The sequence below is a fragment of the Neobacillus drentensis genome (assembly GCF_036962765.1).
Taxonomy (GTDB): Bacteria; Bacillota; Bacilli; order Bacillales; family Cytobacillaceae; genus Neobacillus; species Neobacillus drentensis_C.
On sequence record NZ_JBALOS010000057.1, the window covers coordinates 35532 to 53539 of the forward strand.

The 18008-nt window shown below is 42.0% G+C and carries 16 protein-coding genes and 3 pseudogenes (1 of these 19 only partly in view); 18 read left to right on the forward strand and 1 reads right to left on the reverse strand.

Translation table 11 applies throughout. The features are described from left to right. From V7137_RS09020 to corA, 18 genes and pseudogenes are all read left to right on the forward strand, one after another. Window positions 1–92, forward strand: partial view of a sugar phosphate isomerase/epimerase family protein gene (locus tag V7137_RS09020; protein WP_438825616.1) — the final stretch only. It extends 679 nt beyond the left edge of the window; only the last 92 of its 771 coding nucleotides appear in the window; the start codon falls outside the window, past its left edge; its stop codon occupies window positions 90–92. Then, window positions 16–1104 (forward strand): Gfo/Idh/MocA family protein, encoded by a 1089-nt coding sequence (locus tag V7137_RS09025; protein WP_335697774.1) that lies wholly within the window; start codon window positions 16–18, stop codon window positions 1102–1104. The genes V7137_RS09020 and V7137_RS09025 overlap by 77 nt, the downstream gene beginning before the upstream one ends. 27 nt (window positions 1105–1131) lie before the next feature. Continuing rightward, a complete protein-coding gene (locus V7137_RS09030; RefSeq protein ID WP_335697775.1) occupies window positions 1132–2172 on the forward strand; it encodes a Gfo/Idh/MocA family protein in 1041 nt (346 codons plus the stop codon). Next, window positions 2172–3140 (forward strand): sugar phosphate isomerase/epimerase family protein, encoded by a 969-nt coding sequence (locus V7137_RS09035; RefSeq protein ID WP_335697776.1) that lies wholly within the window; start codon window positions 2172–2174, stop codon window positions 3138–3140. Before V7137_RS09030 ends, V7137_RS09035 begins: the two co-directional genes overlap by 1 nt. Before the next feature lie 235 nt (window positions 3141–3375). Continuing rightward, on the forward strand, window positions 3376–3717 hold the full coding sequence (locus V7137_RS09040) for a cupin domain-containing protein (protein ID WP_335697777.1): 342 nt from the start codon (window positions 3376–3378) through the stop codon (window positions 3715–3717). 11 nt (window positions 3718–3728) lie between these two features. Then, window positions 3729–4742, forward strand: a complete 1014-nt coding sequence (locus tag V7137_RS09045; RefSeq protein ID WP_335697778.1) for a Gfo/Idh/MocA family protein — start codon at window positions 3729–3731, stop codon at window positions 4740–4742. A 74-nt stretch (window positions 4743–4816) separates the two neighbouring features. After that, window positions 4817–4951, forward strand: a pseudogene (locus tag V7137_RS09050) (UTRA domain-containing protein); the annotation flags it as partial. Window positions 4952–5368: 417 nt separating this feature from the next. Next, window positions 5369–6088: a FadR/GntR family transcriptional regulator gene (locus V7137_RS09055; protein WP_335697779.1), complete on the forward strand. Its 720-nt coding sequence runs from the start codon at window positions 5369–5371 to the stop codon at window positions 6086–6088. 109 nt (window positions 6089–6197) lie between these two features. Then, window positions 6198–7760 (forward strand): ABC transporter substrate-binding protein, encoded by a 1563-nt coding sequence (locus tag V7137_RS09060; protein ID WP_335697780.1) that lies wholly within the window; start codon window positions 6198–6200, stop codon window positions 7758–7760. 35 nt (window positions 7761–7795) lie between these two features. Next, the gene (locus V7137_RS09065; protein ID WP_335697781.1) at window positions 7796–8749 is read left to right on the forward strand and encodes an ABC transporter permease; all 954 of its coding nucleotides are present in this window, start codon (window positions 7796–7798) and stop codon (window positions 8747–8749) included. Beyond that, window positions 8749–9579, forward strand: coding sequence for an ABC transporter permease (locus V7137_RS09070; protein ID WP_026564194.1), 831 nt, complete (start codon window positions 8749–8751; stop codon window positions 9577–9579). The genes V7137_RS09065 and V7137_RS09070 overlap by 1 nt, the downstream gene beginning before the upstream one ends. 18 nt (window positions 9580–9597) lie before the next feature. Continuing rightward, window positions 9598–10572 (forward strand): ABC transporter ATP-binding protein, encoded by a 975-nt coding sequence (locus tag V7137_RS09075; protein ID WP_335697782.1) that lies wholly within the window; start codon window positions 9598–9600, stop codon window positions 10570–10572. Further along, complete coding sequence (locus tag V7137_RS09080) at window positions 10566–11576, forward strand: ABC transporter ATP-binding protein (RefSeq protein ID WP_335697807.1); 1011 nt, start codon at window positions 10566–10568, stop codon at window positions 11574–11576. Before V7137_RS09075 ends, V7137_RS09080 begins: the two co-directional genes overlap by 7 nt. A gap of 37 nt (window positions 11577–11613) precedes the next feature. Further along, window positions 11614–13224: a gamma-glutamyltransferase family protein gene (locus V7137_RS09085; protein ID WP_335697783.1), complete on the forward strand. Its 1611-nt coding sequence runs from the start codon at window positions 11614–11616 to the stop codon at window positions 13222–13224. Window positions 13225–13246: 22 nt separating this feature from the next. Further along, complete coding sequence (locus tag V7137_RS09090) at window positions 13247–13819, forward strand: chromate transporter (protein WP_335697808.1); 573 nt, start codon at window positions 13247–13249, stop codon at window positions 13817–13819. After that, window positions 13819–14346 carry a chromate transporter gene (locus V7137_RS09095; RefSeq protein ID WP_335697809.1) on the forward strand — a complete coding sequence of 176 codons (528 nt, stop codon included), beginning with the start codon at window positions 13819–13821 and terminating at the stop codon, window positions 14344–14346. Before V7137_RS09090 ends, V7137_RS09095 begins: the two co-directional genes overlap by 1 nt. Before the next feature lie 466 nt (window positions 14347–14812). Continuing rightward, window positions 14813–14938 (forward strand): annotated as a pseudogene (locus V7137_RS30655) (hypothetical protein); the annotation flags it as partial. Window positions 14939–15093: 155 nt separating this feature from the next. After that, window positions 15094–16037, forward strand: a pseudogene (gene corA / locus V7137_RS09100) (magnesium/cobalt transporter CorA). A 137-nt stretch (window positions 16038–16174) separates the two neighbouring features. Here corA and V7137_RS09105 read toward each other — a convergent pair. Continuing rightward, entirely contained in the window at window positions 16175–17956 is a 1782-nt protein-coding gene (locus tag V7137_RS09105) for a hypothetical protein (protein WP_335697785.1), read from the reverse strand. Between the last annotated feature and the right edge of the window lie 52 nt (window positions 17957–18008).

An 18008-nucleotide genomic window follows, 5' to 3' on the forward strand; every position in this document is an offset into this window, starting at 1 on the left:
AAGGGGGATTTGAACATGGCATTGAATGTTGGCCTTATTGGCTGCGGAAACATAAGCGGTATTTATTTAGAAAACAGCCGTCGCTTTCCTGAGTTCAATATCATTGCTTGCGCAGATTTGGACACGACAAAAGCAGAAGAAGCTACTGCAAAATACAATATTGAACATGTGTTTACCGTGGATGAAATGCTGACTTCGCCGGACATCGATATTATTTTAAATTTAACGGTTCCTCACGCTCATGCAACGGTAGCACTGCAGGCTATTGAACAAAAGAAGCATGTGTATTCAGAAAAGCCGCTTGCCATTTCATTTGAAGATGGAAAACGGATTGTGGATGCAGCGCGTCTAAACAAAGTTACAGTCGGTTCGGCGCCTGACACTTTTTTAGGTGGAAGCATTCAGCTTGCAGCACAATTAATTGAAGATGGTGCCATAGGCAAACCAATTGGTGCGTCAGCGTTTATGTTGGCACTTGGCCCTGAATCATGGCATCCCAATCCTGAATTTTTTTATCATGAGGGCGGCGGTCCTATGTACGATATGGGTCCGTATTATCTTACTGCTCTCATAAGCTTAATGGGTCCTGTTAGACGAATTGCTGGTTCAGCCCGAATTACATTCCCTGAGCGCACGATTACGAGTCCGACAAAATACGGAGAAAAAATTACCGTTCAAGTACCAACGCATGTGTCCGGAATTCTTGATTTTGAAAGCGGTGCCACCGCTACCATTACGACAAGCTTTGATGTAACGGCTGCACGAACGCCATTCATTGAAATATATGGAGAAAACGGAACCATCAGCCTGCCGGATCCGAATCAATTTAATCTTCCACTTTTAGTCAAAAGACACAATGAAGAAGAGTGGAAAGAAATGAAGCCTGCAGGAGACGATTTCGATAATTTACGTGGTATCGGACTTGCAGATATGGCAAAAGCAATCGAATTAGGAAGCCTGCCACGGGCAAATGGTGATGTAGCATTGCATGTACTCGAAATTATGCACGGCATTCACCGATCTTCTGAACAGGGAAGCCATTATATGATGGAAAGCACATGCAACAGGCCGCCTATATTAAATAAGGAACACATTTCACAATAATGAGAAAAGATGGGGAGGAACATGAAAATGAGTAAAGTAAAAGTAGGAATTATCGGGTGTGGAAGTATTGCACAATATCGTCATTTGCCGGAATATAAGGCAAATAAAAAAGTAGAGATTGTTGCAGTGTGTGATATTGTCGCAGAACGTGCGGAGAAAATGGCTGAAGAGTACGGTGCCAAAGCATTTACCAATTATAAGGAAGTATTGAAGCTGGCTGACATTGATGCGATCAGCGTCTGTCTGCCAAACTACCTGCACGCACCTGTATCCATTGATGCATTGAATGCAGGAAAACATGTTCTTTGCGAAAAGCCAATGGCTACTTCAAAAGAAGAAGCGGAAGCGATGATTGAAGCAGCAAAAGAAAATGATAAAAAGCTTATGATTGCACATAACCAACGTTTCGTTACTTCTCATCAAAAAGCGAAAGAAATTATTGACAATGGCAAGCTAGGTAAAATCTACAGCTTTAAAACCACGTTCGGCCATCCTGGTCCTGAAGGGTGGAGTATAGATGGAGCAGGAAGCTGGTTCTTTAATAAAGAGAAGGCCTTTATCGGGGCAATGGGTGACCTTGGAGTTCATAAAGCAGATTTAATGCGCTATTTACTTGGTGAGTTTTCCGAAGTAGGAGCATTCATTGAAACCAATGCGAAGCAAAACACTGATGTGGATGACAACGCTGTTTGTATTTTACGTACGGAGAGCGGCATCATTGGAACGCTTGCTGCAAGCTGGGCTTATGTGTCAGGTGGAGATAATTCGACGATTATTTACGGTGAAAAAGGTACCCTTCGTTTAGAAGCAGATCCGGAATACTCACTGATTGAAGAATATCGCGATGGAAGCGTCGTTTATCATAAGCTCGATAAAATCCAGACTAATGAGGAAGGCGGGCAGACTAGCTCGCATGTCATCAACCATTTTGTTGAATGCATTATAGAAAATAATGAACCACTTATTAGTGGTGAAGAGGGAATGAAATCACTTCAGATTATTTTAGCAGCACTTGAGTCACAAGAAACGAGACGAATTGTTTCCTTAAAGAAGGAAGTGTTTGCGTAATGAAATTAGGCGTCTTTACCGTTTTATTTGCCAATAAATCTTTTGAAGAAATGCTTGATCATGTGAAAGCTTCTGGACTGGACGCAGTGGAAATCGGTACCGGCTGCTATCCGGGCAACGCCCATTGCCCTCTCGATGAGCTATTAGAAGATGAACAAAAACAACAGGCCTATTTAAAAGCAGTCACTAATCGTGGTTTGACGATCAGTGCCTTTAGCTGTCATGGAAACCCGCTTACGCCAGACAAAGCGTTTGCGGAAGAATCGGATTCTGTTCTGCGAAAAACGATTAAACTGGCGTCTCTACTCGGTGTACCCGTTGTCAATGCATTTTCCGGTACAGCAGGCGACAGCGATGAAGCAAAGCAACCGAACTGGCCTGTTGTTCCATGGCCGCTAGAGTACGGTGATATATTGACATGGCAATGGGAAAATAAATTAATTCCATACTGGAAAGAAATTGGGGAGTTAGCCGAGCAGCACAATGTGAAAATCGGTCTTGAGTTGCACGGAGGATTCCTCGTTCATACACCTTATACGATGTTAAAACTACGCGAAGCGACTTGTGATGCGATCGGTGCTAACTTAGACCCAAGTCATATGTGGTGGCAAGGAATTGATCCGGTTGCGGCGATTAAAATTCTAGGTAAAGCCGGAGCGATTCATCACTTTCATGCAAAAGATACGTATATCGATCAAGATAACGTCAATATGTACGGATTAACAGACATGCAGCCTTACGGAAATGTACAGACACGTGCATGGACATTCCGAAGTGTCGGCTGTGGGCATAGCCTGCAAGAGTGGTCCGATATGATGAGTGCGCTCCGTACGTATAACTATGACTATGTTGTCAGCATCGAGCATGAGGATGCATTGATGTCAATTGACGAAGGTTTTTCACGTGCTGTGAAAAACTTAAACGAAGTCTTGATCCGCGATACAGCGGGAAATATGTGGTGGGCATAAGAAGTAATAAAAGATGGTACAAAGGATTATTGAGTATGTCCCCCAATAAAGAAATCTAGAAATAACTTCGTCAGAAGAAGTTTTGGTTTGGAATTATTAGCTATGAATCTATTAGCAACTTTCATTTTAAGGAAGTTGCTAATAGAAGAGATACAATTGAAGTCAGATGTTGCAGCATATTCTTTAAGTAAATTGTTATCTGTAGACCGATGTGAAAATGAAGGAGGCAGCCGATATGCCAGTAATTCATGATGGGGATCAGGCTATTTATCCAGAATGGAGCGAAATAAACCATTACGGAGTGAATCATTTAAACGTTGGAGATGAAGTCGAATTACATTATCACGATTGCAATGAATATTGGATTATTATTAGCGGTAAAGGAATTTGCACGACTGAAGGTAATACATATGAAATAGGCCCCGGCGATCTAGTCCTTACGAAAGAAGGAGATGAGCATTCTTTAATTGTGACGGAGGAAATGCAGGCAGTATATATTTACGGAGTGTTGCCACCTGGAGGAAGAATGGAGCATTTATATCGTTCTGCTGAAGAAAGGTCAATGAACCAACTCTAGGAGGGAAATAGATGAAACTTATTCAAGTGGGGCTTGGAGCTCATGGAAGATATGTTGGCAGCCAATTTGTCGTTCCATCTGCTGATTTCGAATATGCTGGATTGGTTGATATCGACCCAAAATGCTTGAGGGAAGCAGCTGAGTTATTTGAAGTTCAAAAAAATCTATTGTACACCGATTACAAGCAGGCGTTTCAGGAACTTCAAGCTGATGCAGTACTTATCGAAGCAATGTCGCCTGCTCATTACGATGTTTGTAAAGCAGCGCTAAATCACAATCTTCATGTCCTTATAGAAAAACCATTTGTATTAAATATGGATGAAGCAACAGAACTAGTAGAATTGGCTTCACAAAAAAACTTAAAATTAATGATCAACCAAAATTACCGCTATAATTCCAATGTACTTACCTTAAAAAAGGTGATACAGGACAGAAGTTTGGGAAAGCCAGTGTTCGTTAACTCCCAATTCTATTATAACCATACCGGTAAACCCTATCAACGTGAGATGGAAGACTACATGCTACTAGAAATGGCAGTACATCACATTGATATGATGCGTTATTTATTTGATTGTAATGTCATGAGTGTACAAGGGAAAACATGGAACATGCCAGAAAGTGGTTATAAGGGAGATCCGAACGTCCATGCAGTATATGAAATGGAATCGGGAATGCCTGTTTTCTATCTAGGTAGCTTGCTTTCTAAAGGTAATCAAACCCCATGGGAGGGTATATGGAGAATTCAATGTGAAGAAGGGTCAATTCATCTTGACAATCTAGGAAAAGGATATGGGGTCTATTTGGTAGATTCCAGTGAATCAATAACGAAAATACCGAATCTTGTTCCGGACTTAGAAGACATTCATGGTGTCCTGAGAGAATTTGCTGACTCTATTCGTGAGAACAGGGAGCCACAAAATTCAGGAAGGGATAACCTTCACACGTTGGCAACACTTTTTGCAACAGGCAAATCCTCTAGGGAAGGAAAAACCACTTTCCTTCAAAGTTATTCAATCAAAAACTGACAGTAAGCCCCCTGCAAGGTAATGGTTTTAAAGAATTAACTTACTGATAGCAAAGTGCTCGGAATGTTGAGGCAGAAATGCTAAAAATTGAAGAGGGTTCTCCGTGTCTGATGTTAAAACGAATTACGTTTGAACAAGCAGAAATTATTGAATATACGGTTTCCATTGCTAGAGGAGATAAATTTACTTATACAGTTGAGCTAAAATAAATACCTCTGGTATTTTTTTTAGCTCAACTGGTAATGACGACACGAATAGTTCGAAATAGGAAAAATATGGAATTATTAAAGTCAAATGAATTTGAGCGAAAGAATTACGGTGCTGGCCATACAGCGAAAGAAATAGCCAACCTTTACTTTAATGTTCTCCTAATATAAAACTGTATTTGGCATAGAGTGTAATAATATGTTCTATAGTGGTTTCAAGGTTACCATCAGCATATCACCAGACCCCATTATCTTATCGTATACAATAAAATAATAATCTGAAAATTAAGTATTATTTTAACATTGACAATAATGAAAACATGGGGTAAAATCAAACCAACCCATCAGACAGGTGAGACATGTAAGACGCATAAGACAAGTTAGATACATAGGATAAGTAGAACGAATGGGGTGCTGAGCATGTCGAAAAAAGTCAGTAGTATTGTAACTGAATATATATTGGAAGAAATTAAGAAGGGTACGTTTAAAGTAGGTGATAAACTGCATTCGGAGCGGGAGCTGATGGAAACCTTAAAGGTAGGCAGATCATCTGTGAGGGAAGCCTTAAATAGTCTGGTGGATATGCAGGTCTTGGAGAAGCGAATGGGGATTGGCGTATTTGTCAAAAAAACGGATTTTAGCGACATGGTTCACACGCATGTTGTGTCTGCACTTCTTGATCCGAAAAATTCCCGAGAACTCATGGAGTTTCGTTTGATGCTTGAAGTGGAAATTTGCGGGAAAGCAGCGGAAGTTGCAAAAGGAGAGGACTTTGCTCAAATGGAGCAATCCCTGGAAATGATGAAGAGAGCGATCCAATTGAATTTACCTATTCTGGATGCGGATCAAAAATTTCACCAGGCTATTGTCCATGCAACAAGAAATCAGGTTTTGATGAAAGTCTATGAATCTATTACTGATTTTCTTACCTCCGCCAAAAGAGAGATGCTTTTGATCTCGGATAAGCTTTCCACTATTCAATTCCACGAGAAAATTTATCAGGCGATCAAAGATCATAATGTCGAGTTAGCGAGACAAATGATGAGGGAACATTTGTATGACGTAGCCCTTCGATATGAAAAGCTGCATGAAAAATGGGAGAAAGAAGAACAGCAGCGGGAGAAAACAGAACAACAATAACAACTCAAAGGTAACAATTTTTTTTGGTTCGAAATTTCAGAAAATAAATATTATTCAGATTTAAATAGTGTTCAACAATTAATATTAATTATAAATGGGGGTTGAAAGTATGTTAAGTAAAAAGGCTCGATTTACATTTGCAACAGCTATTATCGGATCGATGATCGCCATGACCGGATGCAGTGGTGGGAATCAATCTGCATCGACTGGAAATTCTGCTCAAAAGCCTGCTGCTTCCACACCTGCTGGCAAAAAAGTGATTAACATCAGTCTTAAAGCGGATCCGCCAAGCTTAGATCCCAGCCAATCCAATGCTCTAGTCGATCGCCAAGTTCAAAACAGCATCTATGATAAGCTCTTTGACCTGGACAAGGATGGAAAAATTGTACCTGTCCTAGTCGATTCCTATGAGGTTTCTCCGGATGGAAAGGTGTATACCTTTAAATTAAAGACTGGAATCAAGTTTCATGACGGTACTGAATTTAATGCAGAAGCTGTAAAGTTCAACATCGAGCGTGATAAAGCAGACAATTCTCGTCGTAAGAATGAAATGAGTTTTGTACAAAAAGTAGATGTTGTCGATCCGCAAACGGTGAAGGTTGAACTATCTGAACCATTCTCTCCGTTTATTTCGATTCTTACCGATCGTTCAGGCATGATGGTATCTCCTGAAGCGGTGAAGAAATATGGTGATGATTTCTTGAATCATCCTGTAGGAACCGGTGCCTATGTTTTCGTGGAACATATTAATGGCGACCATGTTACGTTGAAAAAGAATGAAAACTATTGGAATGGTAAAGTCAAAATTGATGAATTGAATTACAAAGTGTTTACGAACGGTACAGCAGCGGTTCAAAACCTAAAATCCGGTCAACTTGATTTCATAGATGAAGTTCCGACTAAGGAAATTAAAGGATTGGATAATAATCCGAATGCAAAAGTGGTTGCTGAAGCCGGAATGGCTTACCAAGGGTTCTACCTGAACACCAAACAAGAGCCATTCACCAATAAGTACCTTCGCCAAGCAGTAAATAAGGCAGTTGACCGTGATGCTTTCATCAAGGTTGTCCTTGACGGCTATGGAGCACCTGCAAACTCTCCGTTCGCACCAGGTAACCTGGCATATGGCGATTCAGATAAAGTGGAAAAGCCAAATAAACAAGAAATTAAGGACTTGCTAGCCAAGGGCGGAAAGCCAGATGGATTCAGCTTTAAATTACAAATCGGCACCTCACCTGTCAATGAACAGTTCGGAGCTGTTATTCAGAATATGTTAAAGCCTTACGGAATCAAGGTAGAACTAGAAAAGATCGAGTTTGGAACGATGTTGGAAAATGGGGCTAATCATAAATTCCAAGCTCTTCAACTCGGATGGTCAGGACGTCCCGACCCAGATCAAAGTTTCTTCGATTTCGTTGTAACCGGTCAGCCAAACAACTATGCAGCTATATCAAACCCAGACTTGGACAATCTGGCTAAGCAAGCTCGAGTTGAATTGGATCCAGCCAAGCGTAAGGTCATTTATGATCAAGCGATGGAAATTGTCCATGATGAATCTGAATACGTGCACATTTACCATGATTTCAACCGTTTTGGAGTCTCTAAGAAGGTTACTGGCTTTGAATATATACCAGACGGCATCATCCATACACAAAAATTAGACAAGAAATAGCATCCTTTTGAAAACACAATGAGGAGGAGAAGGACATGAAATTTCTCGTTAGGCGTTTGCTGTTGACCATTCCGATTCTCTTCCTAGTGTCGGTTCTGACCTTTTCTCTGATCCATTTGATCCCGGGTGATCCAGCCCGGGTCATTCTTGGTCAAGAGGCGACACCAGAAGCCTATCAATCACTTCGGGCAGAATTAGGATTGGATAAGCCTATTGTTGTTCAGTACTTTACCTGGGTCGGGCATGTTTTGACAGGAAATCTGGGAATCTCGATCACGGATCGGGTTCCAGTCACCGAACTGATTTCCCAACGATTGCCTGCAACGGTTGAATTAACGATTGGTACCTTTGTGGTCGCATTACTGATTGCTTTTCCTGCCGGTATCCTTGCTGCCGTTAGAAGAGGAACTGCCCTTGACTATACCAGTACATTTGTTGCCTTGGGCGGGATGAGTATCCCCAGCTTTTGGCTGGCGATGATGTTTATTATTTATTTTTCCGTTAAGTTAGGCTGGCTTCCGGCCTCCGGTTATGTTCCGATTTCAGATAATCCAGCACAGAATTTACTGGCGATGATCTTACCTTGTTTGGCCACAGGTCTTCGGGAATCGGCGGTTCTGATGAGAATGCTTCGCTCTTCTTTGCTCGAAGTAGTCAATATGGATTTTGTCCGTACCGCTAAAGCGAAAGGGCTAAATGAAGTGAAGACCATTTTAGGACATGTGCTCCGCAATGCCATGATTCCGGTTGTGACTACCTCCGGATTGATGATTGCCGGACTTCTTGGCGGATTGGTTATTACCGAATCGATTTTCTCCATTCCGGGCTTTGGCCGACTCATCGTAGAATCCGTTTTTAAACGTGATTATGTAACCGTACAGGGAGCTATCTTAGTATCGGCCGTATTGGTTGTTGGTGTAAATCTAGTCGTAGATTTGCTTTATGCCGTGATCGATCCTCGAATCAAAGCGGGCAAGGGGGCTTCATAATGAAGACATTCAAAAAGTTTTTGCGGACAGGATTAGGTGTTTTCGGTGGGGTTATTATTCTATCTTTGATTCTTATGGCTATTTTTGCCCATCAATTGGCCCCTTTTGATCCGAACGCCCAAGACTATAATGCTATTCTTTTGCCGCCAGGCGGGGAACATTTTTTTGGAACGGATGATTTAGGAAGGGATATCTTCTCCCGAGTCGTTTATGGAGCACAAATTTCGATTAAAGCAGCGTTATTATCTGTAGGCATTGCTATCCTCATTGGTGTTCCGATTGGACTTCTTGCCGGATACTTTGGCGGATTTTGGGATGAATGGGTGGTTATGCGTTCCGTTGATGCGATGCAGGCTTTCCCTTTCCTTATCTTGGCACTGGCCATTGCCGCCGTGTTGGGAAATGGATTTGGAAATGCGATGATCGCCATAGGTATTGGGTTTGCCCCCGCTTTTATCCGGATTACACGCGGACAAGTGCTGCAGCTTCGCAATATGGAATATATTCATGCGGCGAAAGCGACAGGCGTCAAAGATCTTCGCATTATTTTCAGTCATATCCTGCCGAATGCCCTTAATCCGATTATCATTCAATCCACTCTGGCTATGGCATCAGGAATTCTAGCAGAAGCCTCCTTATCCTATTTGGGATTAGGCGTGCAGCCGCCGACTCCCTCATGGGGAAGTATGCTGAACCAGGCCCAAACCATCATGACCGAGTCACCCTATGCGACTATTTTTCCTGGTATGGCCATCTTTTTGGTTGTTCTCGGATTTAATCTGCTAGGCGATGGATTACAGCAAACCTTGGACCCAAGAATTCGTAAATAATCGAAAGGAGAGGTGAACATGAGTGCCATCTTGGAGGTCAAGAATCTGAAAACAAAGTTTAAAACAGACATGGGCACCGTTGCGGTTGTCGATGGTGTAGATTTTTCCATAAAGCCGGGTGAAACGCTAGGTGTGGTTGGGGAATCCGGGTGCGGTAAAAGTGTGACTAGCCTTTCTGTTATGCGGCTTCTGCCGTCCAATGCCAGCAATGAAGGGAGCATAACCTTCCAAGGAAAGGAACTGATCTCCCTTCCGGAGAAGCAGATGCAGCAAGTTCGGGGAAATGATATCGCGATGATTTTCCAGGAACCGATGACCTCCCTCAATCCGTTACATACGGTAGGAAAGCAAATCGAAGAGGCCATTATTCTTCATATGAACATTTCCAAGCAAGAGGCCAAAGTACGGGCGATTACGATGCTAAAGGCGGTTGGAATGCCCAGAGCGGAAGAGATTTATGGGGAACATCCCCATCAGCTGTCAGGTGGAATGCGCCAGCGGGTGATGATTGCCATGGCGATGGCGTGTGATCCCAAATTGATTATTGCCGATGAACCAACCACGGCCCTTGATGTAACGATTCAGGCGCAAATCTTAGACTTAATGCGAGATTTAAAAGAAAAAACAGGAACTTCCATCATGCTCATTACCCACGATTTAGGGGTTGTCGCCGAAATGTGCGATCGCGTGATCGTCATGTACGCCGGCCAAGTAGTTGAGGAGACTGACGTTGAGACTTTGTTTGAAAAACCGAAGCATCCCTATACGATAGGGCTGATGGATTCTATTCCATCCTATGAGGATGAGAAGGAATATCTGAATACCATTCCCGGATCGGTTCCGCTTCCGTATGAGATGCCGAAAGGGTGCCGGTTTGCTCCCCGTTGCAGCTTTGCGAAGGAGATCTGTCATCAACAGGCACCAAAGCTGAAGGAAATTGAAAGCCAGCATAAATGCCGCTGTTGGCTTGTTACGGAGGAGGATGCATCATGAAGCCCATTTTGGAAATCAAAGGGTTAAAAAAACACTTTCCGATCAAAACGGGATTTTTCAATAAAGTAACCGGTGATGTACGAGCCGTCGATGGGGTAGATTTTCAAGTCATGCCAGGTGAGACCTTAGGGATTGTCGGGGAATCGGGCTGTGGAAAATCGACAACCGGACGGACGATTCTGCGGTTATTGGATCCTTCTGCTGGGGAAGTGTTGTTCAATGGTAAGGATCTGGCGAAACTGTCCAAGGAAGAAATGCGCCAGATGCGCAAGGATATTCAAATGGTCTTTCAGGATCCCTACGCTTCTCTCAATCCACGTAAAACGATTAGGCAGATTTTGCTTGAGCCGCTGAAAGTACATGGGATTGGTTCATCCCGCGGAGAACGGATGAAAAGAGTAGAGGAAATTATCGAAGTGGTAGGGCTTCGGAAAGAGCATTTAGATCGTCATCCACATGATTTTTCGGGTGGCCAGCGCCAGCGGATTGGGATTGCACGCGCCCTCATCCTTAAACCGAAGGTGATTATTGCGGATGAACCAGTTTCTGCTCTTGATGTTTCCATCCAATCACAAGTCTTAAATCTATTAAAGGATTTGAAGAAGGAGTTTAATCTTACGCTCATCTTCATTTCTCACGATCTATCCGTGGTCAGGCACTTATGTGATCGGATTGCCGTGATGTATTTGGGGCGTGTGGTGGAGATTGCCGAAAAAAAGCAGCTCTTCACCAACCCAATCCATCCCTATACGAGAGCTTTATTATCGGCAGTGCCGATTGCCAATCCGAAAGCGAAGCGGGAGCGGGTCATCCTAAAAGGGGATTTGCCAAGTCCGGCTAATCCGCCGTCAGGATGCACCTTCCATCCTCGTTGTCCGGTCGCGAATGAAAGCTGTAAAACGAACATTCCCATTCTCCAAGACATTGATAGCGGACATCAGGTTTCCTGTCATCTCTTTACGGAGGGGAAGTTAAAAGAAACCAAAGAAGAAATGATAGGTTAAATCATACAAATGCTAGAGACTGGGGAGGTAACAAAACATGAATTTTGATGCCATGCATCATCCTTATACATCACAACGAAATGTAGTGTATGCCAAGAATGGAATGGTTGCTACGTCGCAGCCTTTGGCTGCACAAGCGGGGTTAGATATTTTGAAAAAAGGCGGAAATGCGATTGATGCCGCCATTGCCACAGCTGCTTGTTTGACAGTAGTAGAGCCTACCTCGAACGGAATTGGCGGGGACGCTTTTGCACTTGTTTGGACAAAAGGACAGTTACACGGACTCAATTCAAGTGGTCCAGCACCAATGAATATCTCCATTGAGAAGGTAAAAGAAGATGGACACGAAAAGATGCCAAAGTACGGCTGGGTGCCGGTTACGGTCCCAGGTGCTCCGGCAGCTTGGGTAGAATTATCAAAACGTTTTGGCCGCCTGCCACTGCTAGAAGTGATGAAGCCAGCCATTGACTATGCGGCAAACGGCTTTCCTGTTTCTCCTACGCTCGGCCGCTTTTGGAAAAGGGCATTTGAACAATACAAACAAAATTGTACAGGGGCCGAGTTCGAAGCTTGGTTTGAGACCTTTGCACCAAAGGGACGAGCACCTGAAGTCGGAGAAATGTGGTCTTCTCTTGACCACGCTGACACACTAGAACAAATCGCAAGAACAAGCGGAGAAAGTTTTTACAAAGGGGCTATTGCAGAAAAAATCGCCGCAGCTTCTGAAGTTCACGGAGGCTATTTAACCAAAGATGATTTGACAGCCTTTCAACCTGAGTGGGTTGATCCGATTAAGGTAAACTATCGCGGCTATGATGTTTGGGAAATCCCGCCAAACGGGCAAGGTATTGTAGCTCTAATGGCTCTGAACATCCTCAAAGGATTTGATTTTACAGCAAAAGAAGCAACAGACACCTACCACAAACAAATCGAGGCCATGAAGCTTGCTTTTAGTTGCGGCAAGCAATACATTACAGACCCTAAGCATATGGGTGTAACGGCAGAAGAGCTATTAAGTACTTCGTATGGCCAGCAGCGTCAAGCGCTGATTGGAAATGAAGCGGGCACGCCAGCTCCAGGTGTACCGCCGCGCGGAGGAACCGTGTACCTGGCGACAGCTGACGGCGAGGGCAATATGGTATCGTTTATCCAAAGTAATTACATGGGCTTTGGTTCTGGAATTGTCGTACCAGGAACAGGAATTGCCATGCAAAACCGAGGACATGATTTCAGCCTTGATCCTACCAACTACAACTGCCTTAAAGGTGGTAAGAAAACGTACCATACGATCATTCCAGGATTTTTAACGAAGGATGATCAAGCTGTTGGACCATTCGGTGTCATGGGTGGATACATGCAGCCGCAAGGGCATGTTCAAGTCATTATGAATACGATCGATTTTCACTTACATCCTCAAGCAGCTTTAGATGCCCCAAGATGGCAATGGAAGAATGGAAAAACAGTCGAAGTAGAAAAATCATTCCCATTCCATATTGCAGAGGAATTAGGACGAAAAGGTCATGACATTCAAGTATTGGTAGACTCAGGCTCGTTTGGCCGCGGTCAAATTATTTGGCGAGATCCGGAAACAGGTGTATTGATGGGTGGCACAGAATCAAGGACAGATGGGGCCATTGCCAGTTGGTAATCCACAGAAAAGGATTGATTCTATGAAACAACGAGACATTTTTATCGCATTTTTTCGCAGCAGTTTGCTTGGATATGGCGGGGGACCGACAACGATTCCTCTCGTTCAAAAAGAGGTAGTAGAAAGGTTTAAATGGATGAACAATGAGGAATTTGGCGATGTGTTGGCCATTGCCAATACATTGCCCGGCCCTATCGCAACCAAGATGGCAGGCTATATCGGATTTCGTATTGGCGGCGTAATTGGAATGATAAATGCCATCTTTGCCACCATTTTACCTACGATCGTTTTAATGATTATTTTGCTTAGTACCTTAATTGAGTTCAAAGATTTGAAATGGGTTCAAGGCATGACAAAGGCAGTTGTACCGGTAGTAGCCGTGATGCTTGGAGTCTTAACGTGGGAATTCGTCCAGAGTTCGATTAAAGGACTCAAATGGTTTTTTACTACCTTGCACATTATTGTCGCCTTAGTCCTAATCGAATTCTTCGGTATTCATCCCGGCTTTGTCATCGGAGCTCTTTTAGTTTTTGCTGTCGTAAAACCTACTCATACATCTGTGAAAAGGAGCGAGCAGAAGGGATTATCCATATGATGATTTATTTGCATATCTTTTGGGCCTTTTTCCTTACGAATATTTTAGGGTATGGCGGAGGCCCAGCAACCATTCCTCTTATTCAAAAAGAAGTGGTAGAGCACTATCATTGGTTAACTACACAAGAATTTAATGAAGCTTTAGCCATGGGAAATGCCCTGCCTGGACCGATTGCCACCAAGATGGCCGGCTACATTGGGTTTCAAGTAGGCGGCTATTTTGGCTCATTGCTGGCCGTATTTGCAACGGTGACTCCGTCGCTAATTCTCATGCTTACTCTAATGGGTCTTCTTTATAAGTTTAGGAAGTCTCCGCAAGTCAAACGGATGACACTTTACGTCAAACCCACCATTGCGGTGCTTCTAGGAGTGATGACCTTTCAATCATTCTATGAATCTTACTTCCAAATCGGAATAGGGCACATTCTATTCTTAGGAATAGGCAGTTATTTACTAATGGAAAAAGTGAAAGTACACCCCGGATTGATAGTATTTGCTTCACTCATATACGGGGCGATCAATTTGTAAGACCAGGGGGGCAGTTCCTCTGGTTTTTTGTTTGTTGTTTGAAGAAAGACCAGGGGGCGGTTCTTGTGGTAGGAACTAACATTCTTCTTTGACCATGAGAACCTTCCCTTTGTTTTTAATTATTATGAGAACTGAAATGCTGCTGTTAAGTCAGAATAATCTGTTTGAAATATTTACATCCTATTTTTTGTTCTATAATATGTATGATTGCAAGAACTTTTTTTGGATGTCCTTTTCTAAGGTGTCGGCAGACTAACTATTAAATGAAGGGTCGCCATTTTTCACACCCCCGATCCATCGTCTATTATCTACTATCCTTTGTCCAATTGGATAAAAGCTTTGGGTATAGATATAAGTATTATGAATCTTTATGATTTTTATGTGCTTGCTGCTATTTTAAGGGATAAGTTTAATACCGATTTAACAAGGTAGATAATTCTTAAAAAGAGACTTAAAGAGCAGTGGGAAAACTACCTTATCATGGAAACTCGAAAAACAATATTCTGCACTAAGACTAACTCCTGATGAATGGCATATTCGCTTATTTGGACATGATATGGAGAATAAAGACCACTATGCTAGACACGACTAAATAGAAAGTCTCCTTTGGGATGAGGCACCTAGAGTGTTAGTTCTGGGTGTTGATTTTTGTCAAAAATAATTATTATTTGATATGCTGAAAATAGAGAGTTAAAAAGAGATCGTGCAAATTAGAAAGGCTGAAATCAATAAAGGTGAGGTTTATGAATGATTTTTACCTATGCTATTACACAAGATAACCAGTTGATAAAAGATGTAAAGATGGAGGAATTAAGGTCAGATCGATTCAAATTTTATTGGGTGGATTTTGAGGAACCAACTAATGAGGAAACAAAGTTGTTAAGTGAATTTTTCCACTTTCATCCCTTGGCGATTGATGATTGCCTGCATTTTATCCAGCGCCCCAATATGAATTATTATGATGGCGTCCTTTTCTTTATTTTACATTCATTAAGTAAAACCATAAGGTGCGAGGAGATAGATGTTTTTGTAGGAGAAAACTACGTCGTGTCTTTTCATAATGAGAAGGATCAGGCGATAGACATAGTTAAGCAAAAATTATCTGCAAGTAAAGAAATGGAAAAAGTGGGACCGTTATATGTTCTTCATAGCATTATTGATGAATTAGTTGATTGCTATTTTCCAATTTTGCATCAAATTGAGGATAAACTAAATGAATATGAAGAGAAGGAAGCAAGCAGCAAAAAAATCATCGAAGAGGTTTATGAGATTCGCAGAGATCTGATTCGTTTGCGGAAAACGATCATTCCGATGAGAGATTTGTTATACCGAATGATAAACTCTAAGCGGATTCAGGACACAAAACAAATTCACCATTATTTTTCCGATATATATGATCACATGCTGAAGTTAACGGATATGATTGCTAATAATCAAGACGTTACTTCGGATATGAGGGAGAATTACATGTCCATTCAATCCAATCGAATGAACTCCATTATGATGACACTTACCGTTATAACAACCATTTTTATGCCACTCACATTTATTGTGGGAGTGTACGGAATGAATTTTGATCATATGCCAGAGTTACATTGGAAATACGGCTATTTTTTCATTCTAGGGGTTATGGNNTCGTAACTGTAATGATTTTATGGTTTTACAAAAAAGGCTGGTTATTTAAAAAATAACCAACAACCAATGAAGAATGTTTATGAAGTTGTTAAAAAATATATCTCTACGATGCAAAGAAAATAGTCTAGTAAAACTAAGCAAACACCCTTGTCCAAGAAGTAGACAAGGGTATTTGTTTTAAGAAGAATTTAGGTTATTTATTTTTTTGCAGGAGCTTTAATTCATTCTTCCCTTTTACTAAATTCCGTTCCAGTTTATAGGTTTTCCCATTTCCCTTGGCAAATGTGGCGTATTCAACAACTGGTTGAAGGGCTAGATTATCTACCAATAACGCTTCACTGCTGTTCGATTTTAGCGTAAGAGTAACATTATGCTTGTTTGTATCGAGGTCAATTGGTTTAGTTAATTTTACAAGCGTTAAATAATTAGAGTCTGGAGAGTCGGATACCGGGATTGAACGGATCAGACGATCATCCACTCGAACTTCCAAATTCATTGCTTCTTTCGAATTTTTTCGCTCTAGAGCTGCGTAAAGAAGGTATTCGCCTTTTTTCTTAGGTTCAACTTCTAATTTGATACTATCATTCTCAGTTAGTTTAACTACTTTTCCGCTGTAAAGTGCATCACCAGTCCATGGACTAGCGGGAGTGATGATTTCCGGCGTTCCTTCTTGTGCTTTGAACCCTTCTGCTTCATAAACCTCTGTCGTGTGCCTTTCGGTTGTTTTCACATGGAGCATACTCTTTGCTTGTGGAATCACTTGCACAGCCTGGATAGCTAGTAAGGCTTCAATCGTTGATTCTGCACCGGAGTTCCTGTTCACTTTTCCAGTCACGCCGTTTAATCCGTCGTAACCTCTTCCAGTTTTTGAATCGTACATCACAAAGTTTGCATCATTGTTACCAGTGAACCAGGAAGCTGTGATACCAGCATATTGGGCATATTTTTTCTGATGGGATGCTTTATACAATTCTGCAAATGCCTGAGTAAGCATATTGACTCCATAAGCAATTTGTTCATCTTTAGCTGCGGTAGGTGCCATTTCTTTGATCATTCCAGACACAAGGAGATGACTAAACCATTGATCTGCTTCTTGTTTAGCAGAATCAATCCATTCTTTTTTCTTCAATACTGCTCCGGCTTTAGCAAGAGCGAAAGATTGGCCGCTGCCCCATGCATGCCAGAGAGTAGGGGAGCCTTCCCAATCTAAATGAGCGCCAAAAGGATACTGATCGGCTGAACCGAATTGATATTCTTCGAGTCCGCGTCCGACTTTAAGCATGGAATCCTTGATTACGGGAAGGGGCTTGACGCTATAATATTCTGCTAAACCTAGTAAACTGTTAGACATAGCATCAAATCCACCGATCCAGGCAGGGATTTTGTAGCCATGAATCTCAAGGTATTCACCATACTTCGTGTTCACTTTGCGTTGTAGGGCATCATTGGCTAGTAAAAAGCTTTTCTCCAATTCTTTTGCATAAGCAGGGTCTGCTTTCGAGAATACTTTATATCCATGGCCGAGTGCCCACATACCTCGAGCTGCCCACCAGTCAAAAGACTTTTTGCTAGTAGAGCCATCGGTATTGATGGAAAAATCACGATTAATAAAGTTATAAAATTCTCCGTCTGCAGTTTGCATATGCATGACAAAGTTTAATGCTTTTTTTGCTTTGTCCAGCGATTCCTTATTGCCAGTTTGTTCATAATGATTTAAATAAACTATCGCTGCCCGGGCTACATCGTCAACGCAGGCAATTCCTTCTCCAGATGCATCCACCCAGTTGTAATCGGGAAATTCCGAATAAATATGGGTTATTAACATCTCCTTACCGTCGATGGTGACTTCTTCATTCAAAAAATCAAGGTGATTAAGATTAACCTCAACCTTTTCGGTTTCCATGGCTTTAGTTCCTGTTGGAACAGACAAGCTAAATACAAGAAGTACAGCTAGAATCATTTGAATTAATTTCATAATATCCCCCTTTATGATAATTGTCTGTAAGCGCTATCAAGATGTGGGTTTA

Coding starts and splice junctions, on each gene's coding strand:
- V7137_RS09105 (WP_335697785.1), bottom strand. CDS start 17,956: ATGAAATTAATTCAAATGATTCTAGCTGTACTTCTTGTATTTAGCTTG.
- V7137_RS09060 (WP_335697780.1), top strand. CDS start 6,198: ATGTTAAGTAAAAAGGCTCGATTTACATTTGCAACAGCTATTATCGGA.
- V7137_RS09075 (WP_335697782.1), top strand. CDS start 9,598: ATGAGTGCCATCTTGGAGGTCAAGAATCTGAAAACAAAGTTTAAAACA.
- V7137_RS09065 (WP_335697781.1), top strand. CDS start 7,796: ATGAAATTTCTCGTTAGGCGTTTGCTGTTGACCATTCCGATTCTCTTC.
- V7137_RS09045 (WP_335697778.1), top strand. CDS start 3,729: ATGAAACTTATTCAAGTGGGGCTTGGAGCTCATGGAAGATATGTTGGC.
- V7137_RS09090 (WP_335697808.1), top strand. CDS start 13,247: ATGAAACAACGAGACATTTTTATCGCATTTTTTCGCAGCAGTTTGCTT.
- V7137_RS09085 (WP_335697783.1), top strand. CDS start 11,614: ATGAATTTTGATGCCATGCATCATCCTTATACATCACAACGAAATGTA.
- V7137_RS09095 (WP_335697809.1), top strand. CDS start 13,819: ATGATTTATTTGCATATCTTTTGGGCCTTTTTCCTTACGAATATTTTA.
- V7137_RS09030 (WP_335697775.1), top strand. CDS start 1,132: ATGAGTAAAGTAAAAGTAGGAATTATCGGGTGTGGAAGTATTGCACAA.
- V7137_RS09055 (WP_335697779.1), top strand. CDS start 5,369: ATGTCGAAAAAAGTCAGTAGTATTGTAACTGAATATATATTGGAAGAA.
- V7137_RS09035 (WP_335697776.1), top strand. CDS start 2,172: ATGAAATTAGGCGTCTTTACCGTTTTATTTGCCAATAAATCTTTTGAA.
- V7137_RS09025 (WP_335697774.1), top strand. CDS start 16: ATGGCATTGAATGTTGGCCTTATTGGCTGCGGAAACATAAGCGGTATT.
- V7137_RS09070 (WP_026564194.1), top strand. CDS start 8,749: ATGAAGACATTCAAAAAGTTTTTGCGGACAGGATTAGGTGTTTTCGGT.
- V7137_RS09040 (WP_335697777.1), top strand. CDS start 3,376: ATGCCAGTAATTCATGATGGGGATCAGGCTATTTATCCAGAATGGAGC.